Origin of the sequence: Actinomadura terrae (assembly GCF_022751215.1) — a bacterium.
In the GTDB taxonomy this organism is placed as follows: domain Bacteria; phylum Actinomycetota; class Actinomycetes; order Streptosporangiales; family Streptosporangiaceae; genus Spirillospora; species Spirillospora terrae.
Genome location: NZ_JAICDG010000003.1, coordinates 349,900 through 363,793, shown reverse-complemented (window position 1 = coordinate 363,793; position 13,894 = coordinate 349,900). Strand labels below are relative to the sequence as shown.

Here is a 13,894-nt window from a genome sequence, read left to right as displayed (position 1 = left end):
GCGGCCGCCCCGCCGCCCGGCCGTGTGCAAGATCAGCCTATCCATGAACCATTCAGGCCATGAATCAATCGAAACCTCCGTTACTTCTGACACGGGGCGGGACACCGGGAAGGTTCATCCCCCGCGAACGCGTTTGCTAGCGTCCCGTCGAGTCGCCGCCGTTCCCGGACTCGCCGGACGGCGGCGCGGCCCGTCCCGTGGAGGAGGAGAGATGCGGCGCACCCCCTGGCGAGGCGGCACGCTCGCGGGCGCCGTCGCCTGCGCCGCGCTCGCGCTCTCGGCCTGCGGCACCGGCGACCGCGTACGGGCGGGCGCGATCGCCGCCGGGCTGGAGGGACGCGGCCCGATCACGTTCGTGACGGCCATCGACCACTCCGGGTACCTGCGCAAGCAGCTCGACACCTGGAACGAGGACCATCCGGACGAGCGGGTCCACGTCGTCGAGCTGAACGGCGGACCCGCCGAGCAGCGGCGGCGGCTGGTGGAGGACGCGAGGGCCAAGTCGGGCGTGTACTCCGTCCTGGACCTGGACGTCGTGTGGACGGCGGAGTTCGCGGTGAACGGCTGGCTGGCCCGGCTGCCCGAGGACAGGCTGGACCTGTCCGGGACGCTCCCCGCCGCGGTCGCCACGGGGCGTTACCAGGGCGGGCTGTACGCGGTGCCGTCCTCGTCCGACGCCGGGATGCTCTCCTACCGCAAGGACCTGCTGGACAAGGCGGGGATCGCCGCGCCGCCCCGCACCTACGCCGAGATGTGGGCCGACTGCGACAAGGTGCGGAGACTTCCCGAGGGCCGGAACGTCGACTGCTACCTCACCGGCGTCGACCGCAGCGAGGACCTCACGGTCAGCCTCACCGAGGCGGTCGGCGGCGCGGGCGGCTCGATCACCGCCCCGAACGGCGATCCCACGCTCGACACCCCGGCCGCCGAGCGCGGCCTGGAGTTCCTCGCTCGGGCGCGCGAGGACGGGCGGATGCCGAAGAACGCCACCGCGCTCGACGCAGCGGACGCGCGCCGCCGCTTCGAGTCCGGGCGGCTGCTGTTCCTGCGGCAGTGGACCGCCGACCAGGACGTGCCCGCGAGCGAGGACGACGGGGCGTCCCGGGTCGCGAGCGGGCACGCCGTCGCGCCGCTGCCCGGCCCGGACGGCCCGGGCACGGCGGCCCTCGGCGGCCGCGACCTGGCGGTCTCGGCGTTCGCCGCGCACAAGCTGACCGCGCTGGACTTCGTCCGGTTCCTGACCGGGGAGGCGGCCCAGCGCGCCGGGTTGACCGCGACCTCGCGGCCCCCGGCGCTCGGCACGCTCTACGACGACCCGGAGCTCGTGCGGCGCTTCCCCTACCTTCCGGCGCTCAGGGCGGCGATCACGAACGCGAGGCCGCGTCCGGCGGGGCCGGGGTATCCGAAGGTGTCCGCCACGATCCAGGACGCGGCATACGGGGCCATAACGGGACAAATCCCAGTCGACCGGGCGCTGTCCGAACTTCAGAACGATCTTCGCCATTGACCGCGCGGTGACCCCGCACCGCACAATGATCAACATGACGGACGACGCACCGTCCGCCCCGGCCCCCGCCGTGGCGGACGCCCCCCGTGGCAAGGCCCGTGGCACGACGAAGGACGTCCAGGGGACCCGGCGGCTGGCCGCGCTGCTGCTGTCCCCCACGCTGCTCGTCCTGGCCCTGGTCATCGGCTATCCCGTGCTCGCCGGGTTCCGCGAGTCGCTCTACGCGCGCGGCCAGGGCCTCGACGCCGACGGGTTCGTGGTCGAGGGCGAGCGGTTCGCGGGCCTCGACAACTACACCTCGATCTTCGGCGGCGACCGGTCGGACGCCTTCTGGAACGCCCTGTCCAACACCACGTTCTTCACCTTCACCACCGTCGTCCTGGAGACCGGGATCGGGGTGGGGATGGCGCTGATCATGCACCAGGCGTTCCGGGGGCGGGCGCTGGTGCGCGCGAGCATCCTCGTCCCGTGGGCGATCCCGACCGCGATCTCCGGGCTGCTGTGGCGGTGGATCTTCCAGGCGGACGGCGTGGCCAACGCCGTCCTCGGGCGGGAGGTCCTCTGGACGGCCGGCGGGTTCCCCGCGAAGTCGGCCGTCGTCATCGCCGAGGTGTGGAAGACCTCCCCGTTCATCGGTCTGCTCGTGCTCGCCGGGCTCCAGATGATCCCCCGCGAGGTGCACGAGGCCGCGCGGGTGGACGGCGCCGGGCCGCTCCAGCGGTTCTGGTGGGTCACGCTGCCCCTGGTCAGGCCCGCGCTGCTGGTCGCGGTGCTGTTCCGGATGCTGGACGTGCTGCGGATGTTCGACCTGCCCGCCGTCCTGGTCGGGGTGAACCAGCGGTCGGTGGAGACGCTGACGATGCTCGCCTGGTCCGAGGCGTCCGACCTGCGGTACGGGTCGGCGGCGGCGTACGCGACCGTGCTGTTCGCCTACATCGCCCTGATCGCCTACCTGTTCGTCAAGCTGCTCGGCGCCGACATCATCGGCGAGGCGCGCAAGGCGTCCGCCCGGCGCGTGAAGGCGGTGGCGCGGTGACACGGCGAATCCTGTCGGTCGCCGGGGTCGCGGCGGTGGTGGCGTACTGCCTCGCCCCGTTCTACTGGATGGTCGTCTCGGCGTTCCGGCGCCCGCAGGACCAGTTCGACGACTCGCCCGTCCCGTCCCGGTGGTCGACGGAGAACCTCTCGGCGGTGTTCTCCGGCGGCAACGGGTTCGGCCGCGCGCTGCTGAACAGCGTGGTCGTCGCGGGCTGCACGACCGCGCTGACGCTGCTCATCGGCACCTCCACCGCGTACGCGCTGGCGCGGCTCGACTTCCGGTTCAAGAACGCGGTGCTCGGGCTGGTCGTCGCGGCGTCGATGTTCCCGGGAATCTCCCAGCTCGTCCCCTTGCTGAAACTCTTCACGGATCTGGGCTGGATCAACACCTACCAGGCGATGGTGCTGCCGAGCCTCGGGTTCGCGCTGCCGCTGTCGGTGTGGCTGCTCACGGCGTTCTTCCGGCAGTTGCCGTTCGAGCTGGAGCAGGCGGCGATGGTGGACGGCTGCACCCGCGGCCAGGCGTTCCGCAAGATCATCGTCCCGTTGGCGGCGCCCGGGGTGTTCACGACGGCGATACTGACGTTCATCGCCACGTGGAACGAGTTCCTCATCGCGTTGTCGATGGTGAACAGGAAGGAGATGCAGACCGCGACCGTGGCGATCTCGAAGTTCACCGGCGTGTCCGGTTTCGACCAGCCGTTCGGGACGCAGATGGCGGCGGGCGTCGTCGTCACCGTCCCGCTGATCGCCGTGGTGCTGGTGTTCCAGCGCCGCATCGTCGCCGGCCTCACCGCCGGCGGAGTCAAGTAGCCACGAGAACCCGGAGGACGTACATGACGCAGGACACCCTCGCCACTCCCTCGGGCTCCCCCGCCGGGGACGCCGCCCACTGGTGGCGCGACGCCGTGATCTACCAGGTGTACGTGCGCAGCTTCGCCGACTCGGGCGGGGACGGCGTCGGCGACCTGCCCGGCGTCCGGTCCCGGCTGCCCTACCTGGCGCGACTCGGCGTGGACGCGCTGTGGCTGACCCCGTTCTACGTCTCCCCGATGGCCGACTTCGGCTACGACGTCGCCGACTACCGCGCCGTCGACCCGCTGTTCGGCACCCTCGACGACGCCCGCGCCCTGATCGAGGACGCGCACGCGCACGGCCTGCGGATCATCGTGGACGTCGTCCCGAACCACACCTCCGACCGGCACGCCTGGTTCCAGGCCGCACTCGCCGCGCCGCCCGGCTCCCCCGAGCGCGCCCGCTACATCGTCCGCGACGGCCGCGGCCCGGCCGGCGACGAGCCGCCCAACGACTGGCAGTCGGTGTTCGGCGGCCCCGCCTGGACGCGGCTCCCGGACGGCCAGTGGTACCTGCACCTGTTCGCGCCCGAGCAGCCCGACCTGAACTGGGAGAACCCCGAGGTCCAGGACGAGTTCGACGACATCCTGCGGTTCTGGCTCGACCTCGGCGTCGACGGCTTCCGGGTGGACGTCGCGCACGGCATGGCCAAGGCCCCCGGCCTGCCCGACGTCGGCCGCGCGGACCAGGCCGAGATGCTCGGGACGGCCGTCCTGCCCTACTTCGACCAGGACGCCGTCCACGAGATCCACCGCCGCTGGCGCCGCGTGCTCGACTCCTACCCCGGCGACCGCCTCGCCGTCGCCGAGGCGTGGGCGCCGACCCCCGAACGCCTCGCCCTGTACACGCGTCCGGACGAGCTCCACCAGGCGTTCAACTTCCACTACCTGACCGCGCCGTGGGAGGCGCCCGCGATGCGCGAGGTCATCGAGGAGTCGCTGCGCCTGGCCGGAGAGGTCGGCGCGCCCGCGACGTGGGTGCTGTCCAACCACGACGTGAAACGGCACGTCACCCGGTACGGCGACGGCGAGCGCGGCCTGCGCCGCGCCCGCGCGGCGGCGCTGCTGACCCTCGCCCTGCCGGGCTCCGCCTACGTCTACCAGGGCGAGGAACTGGGCCTGCCCGAGGTCCTGGACCTGCCCGAGGAGTTCCTCCAGGACCCCCAGCGCGCCCGCGACGGCGCGGGCCGCGACGGCTGCCGCGTCCCGCTGCCGTGGGAGGGCGAGGAGCCCCCGTTCGGCTTCGGGGCGACGTCCTGGCTGCCGATGCCCCCGTCCTGGCGCGCGCTGACCGTCGCCGCCCAGACCGACGACCCGGGCTCGATCCTCTCCCTCTACCGCGACGCGCTCCGCCTCCGCCGCGAGCACCCGGCCCTCGGCGACGGCCCCCTCCGCTGGCTCGTCGGCCCGCCCGGCACGCTGTTCTTCACCCGCGAGACCCCCGACGGCCACACCCTCACCTGCGCGGTCAACATGGGCACCCGCACCGCCCGCGTCCCCCTGAACGGCACCCCCCTCCTCGCCAGCGCCCCCATCCAGACCGACGCGGCCTGCGCCGTCCTCCCCCCGGACACCGCCCTCTGGTGGACCCCCACCCCGGTCGACCGCTAGTCGCTTATTGTGATGAAACAACTACCTTCATTGTCAAGGGGGGCTAGATTACACTGGTGGACCCCCGACAAGGGACCGCACACCAAGTGGATCTGCCCTGCGGCCAGCATCGGGCGATCATCCCCCGCCACAAGGAGATCTCCGCGCTGGTGGTGGGGAACACGGTCAAGGGTCTGGCCTGCCTTGAGGAAGGGTGGCTCAGGTGAGCGATGACGGTGGACGCACGGTGTACACGGTCCACGCGCGGCGGTGGGAGCACGGCTGGGACCTGGAGATCGAGTCGGTCGGCGCGACGCAGTCCCACAGCCTGAAGGACGCCGAGATGATGGCGCGGGACTATATCGGCCTCGTCCTCGACGTGCCCGCCGACTCCTTCGACGTCGAACTCGTGCCCGAAGTCGGGGATGGCCTGGCCGAGCAGGCCCGGCGAGCCCGGGCGGAGACCCGGGCCGCCGAGAAGGCGCGTGACGAGGCAGCCCGGAACCTCCGGAAGGTCGCGCGACGCCTTCACGACGAACGGCTTACCGGCAAGGAGATCGGAATCATCTTGGGGGTCTCGACACAGCGCGTCTCCCAACTGCTGAAGGACGACGCGCGCGAGCGGGCCCACGAACAACGGCGGTCGTCAGCCTGAAGGGGCGCCCTGATACACCGAATCCTCGGCGAGGCTCGGGTCTTGGCTGATCGGGGTGGTGTGGCGTAGGGAGATGGCGGAGAGGAGCGCGAGGGCCAGGACGCCGAGCGCGGCGGTCAGGGTGGCGGCGTTCAGGCCGTGCGTGGCGGCCTCCCGCGCCTGGTCGAACAGGCCGGGGGGCAGCCGGTCCTGGACGGAGGACGCGCCCGCGAGGCTGTCGCGCACCGGGTCCGCGACGTCCGGCGGGGTGCCGGCGGGGACGGCCGCGGCGACGCGGTCGCGGTAGACGGCGGCGGCCAGGCTGCCGAGGGTCGCGACGCCCAGGGCGACCCCGAGTTCCTGGACGGTCTCCGACAGCGCCGACGCCGAGCCCGCCTTGTCCGGTGGCGCGGCGCCGACGACCAGGTCGGTGCCGAGCGCCGCGATCGTCCCGAGCCCGAGGTAGACCAGCCCGAAGCCGACGACGAGCGGGGTGATGCCGTCGGCGGCGTCCAACCGGGCGAGCAGGACGTAGCCGACGGCGGACAGCGCGAGCGCGGCGGCCACCACGATCCCCGGCGGCACCCGGCGCGCGGCCAGCGGTGATCCGATGGCGGCGACCAGCATCATCAGGGCGGGCGGCGCCATCCACGCGCCCGCCGCCGTCGGCGACAGCCCCTTCACGAACTGGAGCTGCTGGGTGACCAGCAGCAGGACGCCGCCGACGCCGACCAGCCCGGCGAGCAGGATGGCCAGGGCGGCGGTGAACGTGCGATCGGCGAACAGGGTGAGGTCCAGGAGGGGGTCCTTCAGGCCGCGCTGGCGCCGGACGAACAGCACGGCGCACGCCGTCCCGGCGAGGGCGGCGGCGATCGCGGGGACGCCGGGCCCGTGCTCGGCGGCGTGTTTCACCGCGTAGATCAGCGGCAGCGTGGCGGCCAGCGACAGCGCGACGCTGGGCAGGTCGAGGCGGCCCCCGCGCGGGGCGCGGTACTCGGGGACCAGCCTCGGCGCCGCCGCCAGCGTGACCGCGGCGACCGGGACGGCGAGCAGGAACGCCGAGCCCCACCAGAAGTGGGCCAGCAGCGCGCCGCCGACCAGGGGTCCGGCGGCCATGCCGAGCGCGAAGCTCATCGCCCAGACGCCGATCGCGAGCGAGCGCTGGCGCGCGTCGGTGAACATCGTGCCGACCAGGGCGAGCGTGGACGGCATCAGCGTGGCGCCGGCGATCCCCAGCGCGGCGCGCGCGGCGATGAGCATCGGGGCGCTGGTGGCGAAGGCGGCCGCGACGGAGACGGCGGCGAAGGCGGTGACGCCGGTCAGCAGCAGCCTGCGGCGGCCGACCCGGTCGCCGAGGGTGCCCATCGTGACCAGGAAGCCGGCGATCAGGAAGCCGTAGGCGTCCATGATCCACAGCGCCTCGGTGCCGCTCGGCCGCAGGTCCTCGACCATGGCCGGGAGCGCCAGGTACAGCAGGGTCACGTCGAGGCCGAGCAGTGCGGTGGGCAGGGACAGGACGGCGAGCCCGGCCCACTCGCGGGGGCCGGCTCGGTGCGCGGTGCTCATCGGACTCCGTTCACGGGGATGGGGCGGTGCCCACGCTGCCGTCCCGCGCTCACGGAAATCTCATGGTCCGCTGGCGGTAGTCTCGGGTCATGCGCTACGGGGTGCTCGGGCCGCTCGCCGTCTGGGACGCCGCTGGACGGCCGGTCGCGGTGCCCGAGGCCAAGGTGCGCGCGCTGCTGGCGAGCCTGCTGGTCCACCGGGGCGGGCCGGTCCCGGCAGACCGTCTCATCGAGGAGGTCTGGGCCGGCGACCCGCCCTGCGGCGCCGCGGGCGCGTTGCAGACGAAGATCTCCCAGCTCCGCCGCGTGCTGGGCCGGGAGCGGGTGGTCCGCGAACCGGCGGGGTACCGGCTGGTGCTGGACGGCGACGAGGTCGACGCGTTCAGGTTCCAGGAGCTGGTCGAGCGCGCGGCCGTCCAGGAGGACCCGGCGCTGCGGTGCGACCTGCTCGCCGACGCGCTCGCGCTGTGGCGGGGCCCGGCCTACGCCGACGTCGCCGGGTCGTTGTTCGCCCTCAACGAGATCGCCCGGCTGGAGGAGCTGCGGCTGACGGCCATCGAGGACCGGGCCGAGGCGCGGCTGGCGGTGGGCGAGCACGCGGCGCTGGCCGCGGAGCTGGCCGACGCGGTGGCGCGGCATCCGCTGCGCGAGCGGCTGCGGACGATCCAGATGCGCGCGCTGTACCGGGCCGGTCGGCAGACCGAGGCGCTGGGAACGTTCCAAGAACTACGCCGGCTGCTGGCGGACGAGCTGGGCGTCTCGCCCGGCCCCGAGGCCGCCGATCTGCACACGGCGATCCTGCGCCAGGAGGCCCACCTGGCGCCGCCCGCGCGACGGCCGCCGTGCCGCTCCAACCTGCCCGCGCCGCTGACCCCGCTGGTCGGCCGGGAGGAGGCGGTCGAGGAGCTGCGGGCGCGGCTGGCCCCCGGCTCGGGGACCCGGCTGGTCACGCTGACCGGCCTCGGCGGGATCGGGAAGACCCGGCTGGCGGTGGCGGCGGCGGGCGGGATGACCGAGCGGTTCGCCGACGGGGTGTGGCTGGTCGAGCTGGCCGGTCTCGGGACCTCCTCCACCCCGGACGACATCGCCGAACAGGCCGTCAAGACGCTGGGCTGCGCGGCGCCCCCGGGGCCGGGCCCCGACCATCCGGTGGGACGGCTCTGCCGGGCGGTCGCCGACCGGCACCTGCTGATCGTGCTGGACAACTGCGAGCACGTCGTCGAGGCGGCCGCCGAGCTGGCCGGGGCGGTGCTGGCGGCGGCGCCCGGGGCGCACCTGCTCGCCACCGGCCAGGAGGCCCTCGGCATCCCCGGCGAGCTGGTGCGCCCGGTGCCGCCGCTGGCGCTGCCCGACCCCGGCGGCGTGGTCGCCCGCACGGGCGCCGTCGAGCTGTTCGTGGAGCGGGCGGCGGCGGCCGTCCCCGGGTTCGACCTGGACGCGGGCAACGCGCAGGCCGTCGCCACGATCTGCCGCAGGCTGGACGGCGTCCCGCTGGCGCTCGAACTCGTGGCCCCCCGGCTGCGGACGATGACCCCCGAGCAGCTGGCCGCCTACCTGGACGACCGGTGCGCCCTGCTCGCGGCGCGGGCGCGCGGCCTGCCCGCCCGGCAGCGGACGCTGCGCGACATGCTCGACTGCGCCTGGGAACTGCTGGCGCCGGACGAGCGGGCCGTGCTGGGACGGCTGTCCGCGCACCCCGGCGGCTGGTCGCCCGCGTCCGCCGAGGCGATCTGCGCCGGGGCGGACCTGCCCGCCGACCGGGTGCCCGACCTGCTGTCCCGCCTGGTGGACCGGTCGCTGCTGATCCATGAGGCGGGACGGTTCCGGATGCTGGAGTCGGTGGCCGCCTACTGCGCCGAACGGGTCGCCGAACGGGTCGCCGAGGGTCAGGGCACTAGGTAGCGGGTGTTGCGCGCGTCGGTGATGGCCATGTGGCCCGGCGCGTGGCCGATCGCCAGCTTCGGACGGGAGGCCATGACGGCCGCCTGCGGCGTCACCCCGCACGCCCAGAAGACGGGGATCTCGTCCACCCGGACCTCGACGGGGTCGCCGAAGTCGGGCCGGTCCAGGTCGGCGATGCCGAGTTCGACGGGGTCGCCGACGTGGACGGGCGCGCCGTGCACCGACGGGTAGCGCGAGGTCACCCGCACGGCGTCGGCGACCTGCGCGGCCGGGACCGGGCGCATCGACACCACCAGCGGGCCGCCGAACTCGCCCGCGCGGCGGCAGGTGCGGCTCGTCCGGTACATGGGGACGTTGACGCCCTGCTCGATGTGGCGGACGGGCACCCCGGCCTCGCGGAGCGCGTCCTCGAAGGTGAAGCTGCACCCGATGAGGAAGCAGACGAGGTCGTCGCGCCAGTAGGGGGTCACGTCGCCGACCCTGGCGACCGGCTCGCCGTCCTCGTAGACGACGTAGCCGGGCAGGTCGGTGCGCAGGTCCCCGCCGAACAGCGACGCCGACACCTCACCGGGCTCCGTCACGTCCAGGACGGGGCAGGGCTTGGGATTGCGCTGCGCGAACAGCAGCAGGTCGTAGGCCTGCTCGCGGGGTACGGTGATGAGGTTGGCCTGGGTCCATCCGGCGCACCAGCCGGCCGTCGGGACGTCGAGCCCGGCGCGGAACAGCGCGCGGGCCTGGTCCGGCGACAGGGCGCCCGGGTCGATGGGATCGGTCATGGTTCTCTCACCTACTTCCAGAGGTCGTCCAGGTCGGAAAGGGAGTTCCAGCCCAGGTACAGCGACAGCAGCCAGGCCGCGGCGCCGAGGGCGAGCAGCCACACCGGGTAGCGGTAGCCGCCGAGCAGGTCGCGGCGCCGGGCCGCCACCCACAGCAGGACCGCGAGGCCGAACGGCAGGATCAGGCCGTTCAGGGCGCCCGCGAGGACGAGCAGCTTGGCGGGGGTCGTGCCGATCATCAGGTAGATCGCGGTGGAGATCACGATGAAGCCGACGACCAGCCAGTTGCGGTTGCGCTCGATCCAGGACGAGAAGGAGACCAGGAACGACACCGAGGTATAGGACGCGCCGATCACGGACGTGATCGCGGCCGACCACATGATCAGTCCGAACAGGCGCAGCCCGGTCTCCCCGGCCGCGTGCTTGAACGCCGACGGCGCCGGGTTGTCGGCGGCGAGCTTCACGCCGCCCGCGACGACGCCGAGGACGGCGAGGAACAGCAGGATCCGCATCAGGCCGGTGACGAGGATGCCGGTGACCGCGCTGCGGTTGATCTCGCGGATGTTCTCCGGGCCGGTGAGCCCGGACTCGATCATCCGGTGCGCGCCCGCGTAGGTGATGTAGCCGCCGACGGTCCCGCCGATCAACGTGGTGATCACCAGGAAGTCGACCTCGCCGGGCGCGACGCTCTCGCGCAGCGCGTCGCCGAGCGGCGGGTCGGACACGATCGCCACGTACAGGGTCATGAGGATCATGACGGCGCCGAGCACGACGACGATCCGGTCCATCGCGACCCCGGCGCGCTTGCTCAGGAAGATCGTGATCGCGATGAGCGCGGAGACGGCGCCGCCGACCTTGACGTTCAGGCCGAGCAGCGCGTTAAGGCCGAGTGCGCAGCCGGCGACGTTGCCGATGTTGAACACCAGGCCGCCGAAGACGTCGAGCGCGGCGAGCGCGTACCCGCCGCCGGGGACGACGCTGTTGCCGAGATCCTGGGCGCGGCGGCCCGAGACCCCGACGATCCGCCACACGTTCAGCTGGATCGCCACGTCCACCAGCACCGACACCAGGATCGCGAACGCGAACGCGGCACCGAGCTTGGCGGTGAACGTCGTGGTCTGGGTGATGAAACCGGGGCCGATGGCGCTGGTGGCCATCAGGAACATGGCGCCGATGAGCGCGGCACGCCGTGAGGTGGCGGTGGGCGGCGGGGTCGTGTCGACGGTGTCGGTCATGACTGCCCCTTCTGGGCGTTCGGCTTTCCGACAGCGTATGGATTGTTCAACAATCCAGCAATCCCCTTGTTGAGGTATTTCGCGGTGCGGAGGGATACGCTTGCGTGGCAGCAGTCCGCCGCGCGGGGCGGCGGGCCCGGACGGGCGGCCGGTCCGCGCCGCCGAGGAGGGAAGGCGCGTCGATGCCGGAGCGGGAGTCGTGGCTCGACAGCATGGCGGCGGCCCGGCACGGCCTGGATCGCTCCAGCACGGCCGCCCGGGTCGCCGACCTGCTCCGCGAGCAGATCACCGACGGGCGACTCGTCCCCGGCGAGCGGCTCCCCGAGGAGGACGTGTGCCGCGCGGTGAAGGTGTCGCGCAACACCACGCGTGAGGCGTTCCGGCTGCTCGTCCAGGAGCGGCTGCTCGTGCACGAGTTCAACCGGGGCGTGTTCGTCCGCCGCGTCACCGCCGACGGCCTCGCCGACCTCTACCGGGTCCGGCGGATCATGGAGTGCGAGGGCGTGCGATGCGCACCGGACGCGCCGCCCGAGGCCCTCGAAGCCGCGGGAACGGCCGTGACCGACGGCGAGCGCGCCGCCGCCTCCGGGGACTGGCCCGCCGTCGGGACCGCCGACATCCGCTTCCACCGGGCCCTGTCCGCCCTGGTCGGGAGCCCCCGGGTGGACGAGCTGATGCGGCACCTGCTCGCCGAGCTGCGCCTGGTCTTCCATGAGATGGGATCGCCGCGCGAATTCCATGAGCCCTACCTTGCCCGCAACAGGCGGATCTACGACCTGCTCGCCGCCGGCGCCGTCGATGCGGCCGAACGCGAGCTGCGCGCCTACCTCGACGACGCGGAAGCACAGCTCACCAAGGCGTTCCGCGAGTCGGAGTGATCGAACGGGCCCCGGGACCCTGGGTCAGGACGGCGCGTAGTTCATGACGTGGTCGTGGAGCAGGCGCGGCGCCTCCGGGTCGCGGCGGCGGAAGGCCTCGATCAGCTGGGCGTGCTCGGCCGACTTGGAGTAGATCTCGGTCTGGTGCAGGCGGAGCGACAGCGTCGTCCAGAGCTCGATGCCGAGGCCCTCCCACACCGAGACCAGCAGCCGGTTCCCGGCCGTCTCGACGATCTCGCGGTGGAAGGCGATGCTCAGCCGCATCTGCTCGTGCAGGTCGTCGGCGCGCGCGGCCTCGCAGAGGCGGCGGTTGTGCTCCTCCAGCGCGTCCAGGCAGCCGGACATGCGCGGCAGCGCCAGCTCGACGGCCGTCCGCTCCAGCCCGGCGCGGACGGGGAAGATCTCGGCGAGGTCCTGCTCGGTGAACGCGCGGACGCGGGCGCCCCGGTTCGGCAGCGACTCGATCAGCCCCTGCGCCTCCAGCTGCCGCAGCGCCTCCCGGACCGGCCCCTGGCTGACCCCGAGCTCGGACGCGATGCGCCGCTCGACGATCCGCTCGCCCGGCTCCCAGCGTCCCGCGCTGATCCCGTCCACGATGAACTCGCGGATCTGGACGGCGAGCCCGGTGCGGAGCAGCGGGGCGGGGATGGGCGCGTTCACGGGACTAGATATTAGACGGCGCGATGGTAGGCGGGGCCTACCGGGGTAGAATATGATCGATCATTGATCAATGATGATCGGTGAGCGTCGTGGTGATCCTACGGCGTTCCCCCCGGACAGAGGAAGGTCGCCGATGGCTGAGACCACCCAGTCGGCGGGCACGGCGGGCACGGCCGCCCCGGCCCGTACCCGCAGAGCGCGCGGCACCAGGACGCCGCGTCCCGCGGCGGCCGTCCCCCCGGCCGATGCCAAGGAGCTGATCGGCTACTACCGGCAGATGCTGCTGATCCGCCGGTTCGAGGAACGCGCGGCCCGCGCCTACACCGAGGCCAAGATCGGCGGCTACTGCCATCTGAACCTGGGCGAGGAGGCGACGGTCGTCGGGCTGCTGGACGCGCTGCGTCCCACCGACTACCTCTTCACCAACTACCGCGAGCACGGATACGCGCTGGCCAAGGGCATCGGCGCCGACCGGGTCATGGCCGAGCTGTACGGGCGCTCCACCGGCGTGTCCAAGGGCTGGGGCGGGTCGATGCACCTGTTCGACGCGCAGGCGCGGCTGCTCGGCGGCTACGGCATCGTCGGCGGCCAGGTGCCGCTCGCGGCCGGGGCGGCGCTCGCCGTCTCCTACAAGGGCGGCGACGAGGTCGTCATGTGCCACATGGGCGACGGGACGACCGCGATCGGCGCGTTCCACGAGTCGCTGAACATCGCCGGGCTCTGGGACCTGCCGGTCGTCTTCGTCGTGATCAACAATGGTCTCGGCATGGGCACGACCGTGGAGAACTCCGCCGCCGAGCCCGAGCTGTACAAGCGCGGCGCCGCGTACCGGATGGAGAGCGCCCGCGTGGACGGCACCGACGTGGTCGCCGTGCGGGACGCGGCGCGCGTCGCCGTCGAGCGCGCCCGGTCCGAGAGCAAGCCGTACCTGCTGGAGGCGGTCAGCCCCCGCCTCAAGGGCCACTCGGTCGTCGACCCGGCCCGCTACCGGTCGAAGGAGGAGAAGGAGGCCCTCAAGGCCGCCGACCCGCTCGCCCGGATGGCGCTGGAGCTGGCGGAGGCCGGCATCCTGTCCCACGACGACCGCGACGCGCTCGACGCGGAGGTCACGGCCGAGATCGACGCCGCCGCCGCGTTCGCCGACGCGAGCCCCGCGCCCGACGTCTCGACGCTGTTCGACTACACCTACGCCACCCCCGTCCCGGGCGAGCTGCGCCGCCTTCCCGCCGACCCCGTCTTCCGCGCCTGAGGAGCC

The 13,894-nt window shown here is 73.2% G+C and carries 12 protein-coding genes; 8 read left to right on the top strand and 4 right to left on the bottom strand.

Annotated features, from left to right (window positions below):
• Positions 1 to 211 precede the first annotated feature (211 nt).
• The 5 genes from K2F47_RS21510 (at position 212) to K2F47_RS21490 (ending at position 5,644) form a co-directional block, all read left to right on the top strand.
• Positions 212 to 1,507 carry an extracellular solute-binding protein gene (locus K2F47_RS21510; RefSeq protein WP_242906509.1) on the top strand — a complete coding sequence of 432 codons (1,296 nt, stop codon included), beginning with the start codon at positions 212 to 214 and terminating at the stop codon, positions 1,505 to 1,507.
• Between the two features lie 34 nt (positions 1,508 to 1,541).
• Positions 1,542 to 2,543 (top strand): carbohydrate ABC transporter permease, encoded by a 1,002-nt coding sequence (locus K2F47_RS21505; RefSeq protein WP_242906506.1) that lies wholly within the window; start codon positions 1,542 to 1,544, stop codon positions 2,541 to 2,543.
• Entirely contained in the window at positions 2,540 to 3,358 is an 819-nt protein-coding gene (locus K2F47_RS21500; protein ID WP_242906505.1) for a carbohydrate ABC transporter permease, read from the top strand. The genes K2F47_RS21505 and K2F47_RS21500 overlap by 4 nt, the downstream gene beginning before the upstream one ends.
• A gap of 23 nt (positions 3,359 to 3,381) precedes the next feature.
• Positions 3,382 to 5,010 (top strand): glycoside hydrolase family 13 protein, encoded by a 1,629-nt coding sequence (locus tag K2F47_RS21495; protein WP_242906504.1) that lies wholly within the window; start codon positions 3,382 to 3,384, stop codon positions 5,008 to 5,010.
• Positions 5,011 to 5,212: 202 nt separating this feature from the next.
• Complete coding sequence (locus K2F47_RS21490) at positions 5,213 to 5,644, top strand: hypothetical protein (RefSeq protein WP_242906503.1); 432 nt, start codon at positions 5,213 to 5,215, stop codon at positions 5,642 to 5,644.
• On the opposite strand, the gene K2F47_RS21485 is transcribed toward K2F47_RS21490, so the two are convergent.
• On the bottom strand, positions 5,636 to 7,189 hold the full coding sequence (locus tag K2F47_RS21485) for an MFS transporter (protein WP_242906502.1): 1,554 nt from the start codon (positions 7,187 to 7,189) through the stop codon (positions 5,636 to 5,638). The two genes, K2F47_RS21490 and K2F47_RS21485, sit on opposite strands and share 9 nt — an antisense overlap.
• 89 nt (positions 7,190 to 7,278) lie before the next feature.
• Here K2F47_RS21485 and K2F47_RS21480 point away from each other — a divergent pair, with 89 nt between their 5' ends.
• Positions 7,279 to 9,090 (top strand): AfsR/SARP family transcriptional regulator, encoded by a 1,812-nt coding sequence (locus K2F47_RS21480; RefSeq protein ID WP_242906497.1) that lies wholly within the window; start codon positions 7,279 to 7,281, stop codon positions 9,088 to 9,090.
• Here K2F47_RS21480 and K2F47_RS21475 read toward each other — a convergent pair.
• Together K2F47_RS21475 and K2F47_RS21470 are read right to left on the bottom strand one after the other, a co-directional pair.
• Positions 9,075 to 9,866 carry a putative hydro-lyase gene (locus tag K2F47_RS21475; protein ID WP_242906496.1) on the bottom strand — a complete coding sequence of 264 codons (792 nt, stop codon included), beginning with the start codon at positions 9,864 to 9,866 and terminating at the stop codon, positions 9,075 to 9,077. The genes K2F47_RS21480 and K2F47_RS21475 overlap by 16 nt on opposite strands.
• A gap of 11 nt (positions 9,867 to 9,877) precedes the next feature.
• Complete coding sequence (locus K2F47_RS21470) at positions 9,878 to 11,101, bottom strand: NRAMP family divalent metal transporter (RefSeq protein ID WP_242906495.1); 1,224 nt, start codon at positions 11,099 to 11,101, stop codon at positions 9,878 to 9,880.
• Between the two features lie 104 nt (positions 11,102 to 11,205).
• On the opposite strand from K2F47_RS21470, the gene K2F47_RS21465 reads away from it, so the two are divergent.
• Entirely contained in the window at positions 11,206 to 11,979 is a 774-nt protein-coding gene (locus K2F47_RS21465) for a GntR family transcriptional regulator (protein ID WP_308198436.1), read from the top strand.
• Positions 11,980 to 12,003: 24 nt separating this feature from the next.
• On the opposite strand, the gene K2F47_RS21460 is transcribed toward K2F47_RS21465, so the two are convergent.
• Positions 12,004 to 12,639 (bottom strand): GntR family transcriptional regulator, encoded by a 636-nt coding sequence (locus K2F47_RS21460; protein WP_242906494.1) that lies wholly within the window; start codon positions 12,637 to 12,639, stop codon positions 12,004 to 12,006.
• A gap of 133 nt (positions 12,640 to 12,772) precedes the next feature.
• Between K2F47_RS21460 and pdhA the strand changes: the two genes are divergently transcribed.
• The gene (gene pdhA, locus K2F47_RS21455; protein WP_242906493.1) at positions 12,773 to 13,888 is read left to right on the top strand and encodes a pyruvate dehydrogenase (acetyl-transferring) E1 component subunit alpha; all 1,116 of its coding nucleotides are present in this window, start codon (positions 12,773 to 12,775) and stop codon (positions 13,886 to 13,888) included.
• Positions 13,889 to 13,894: the final 6 nt, after the last annotated feature.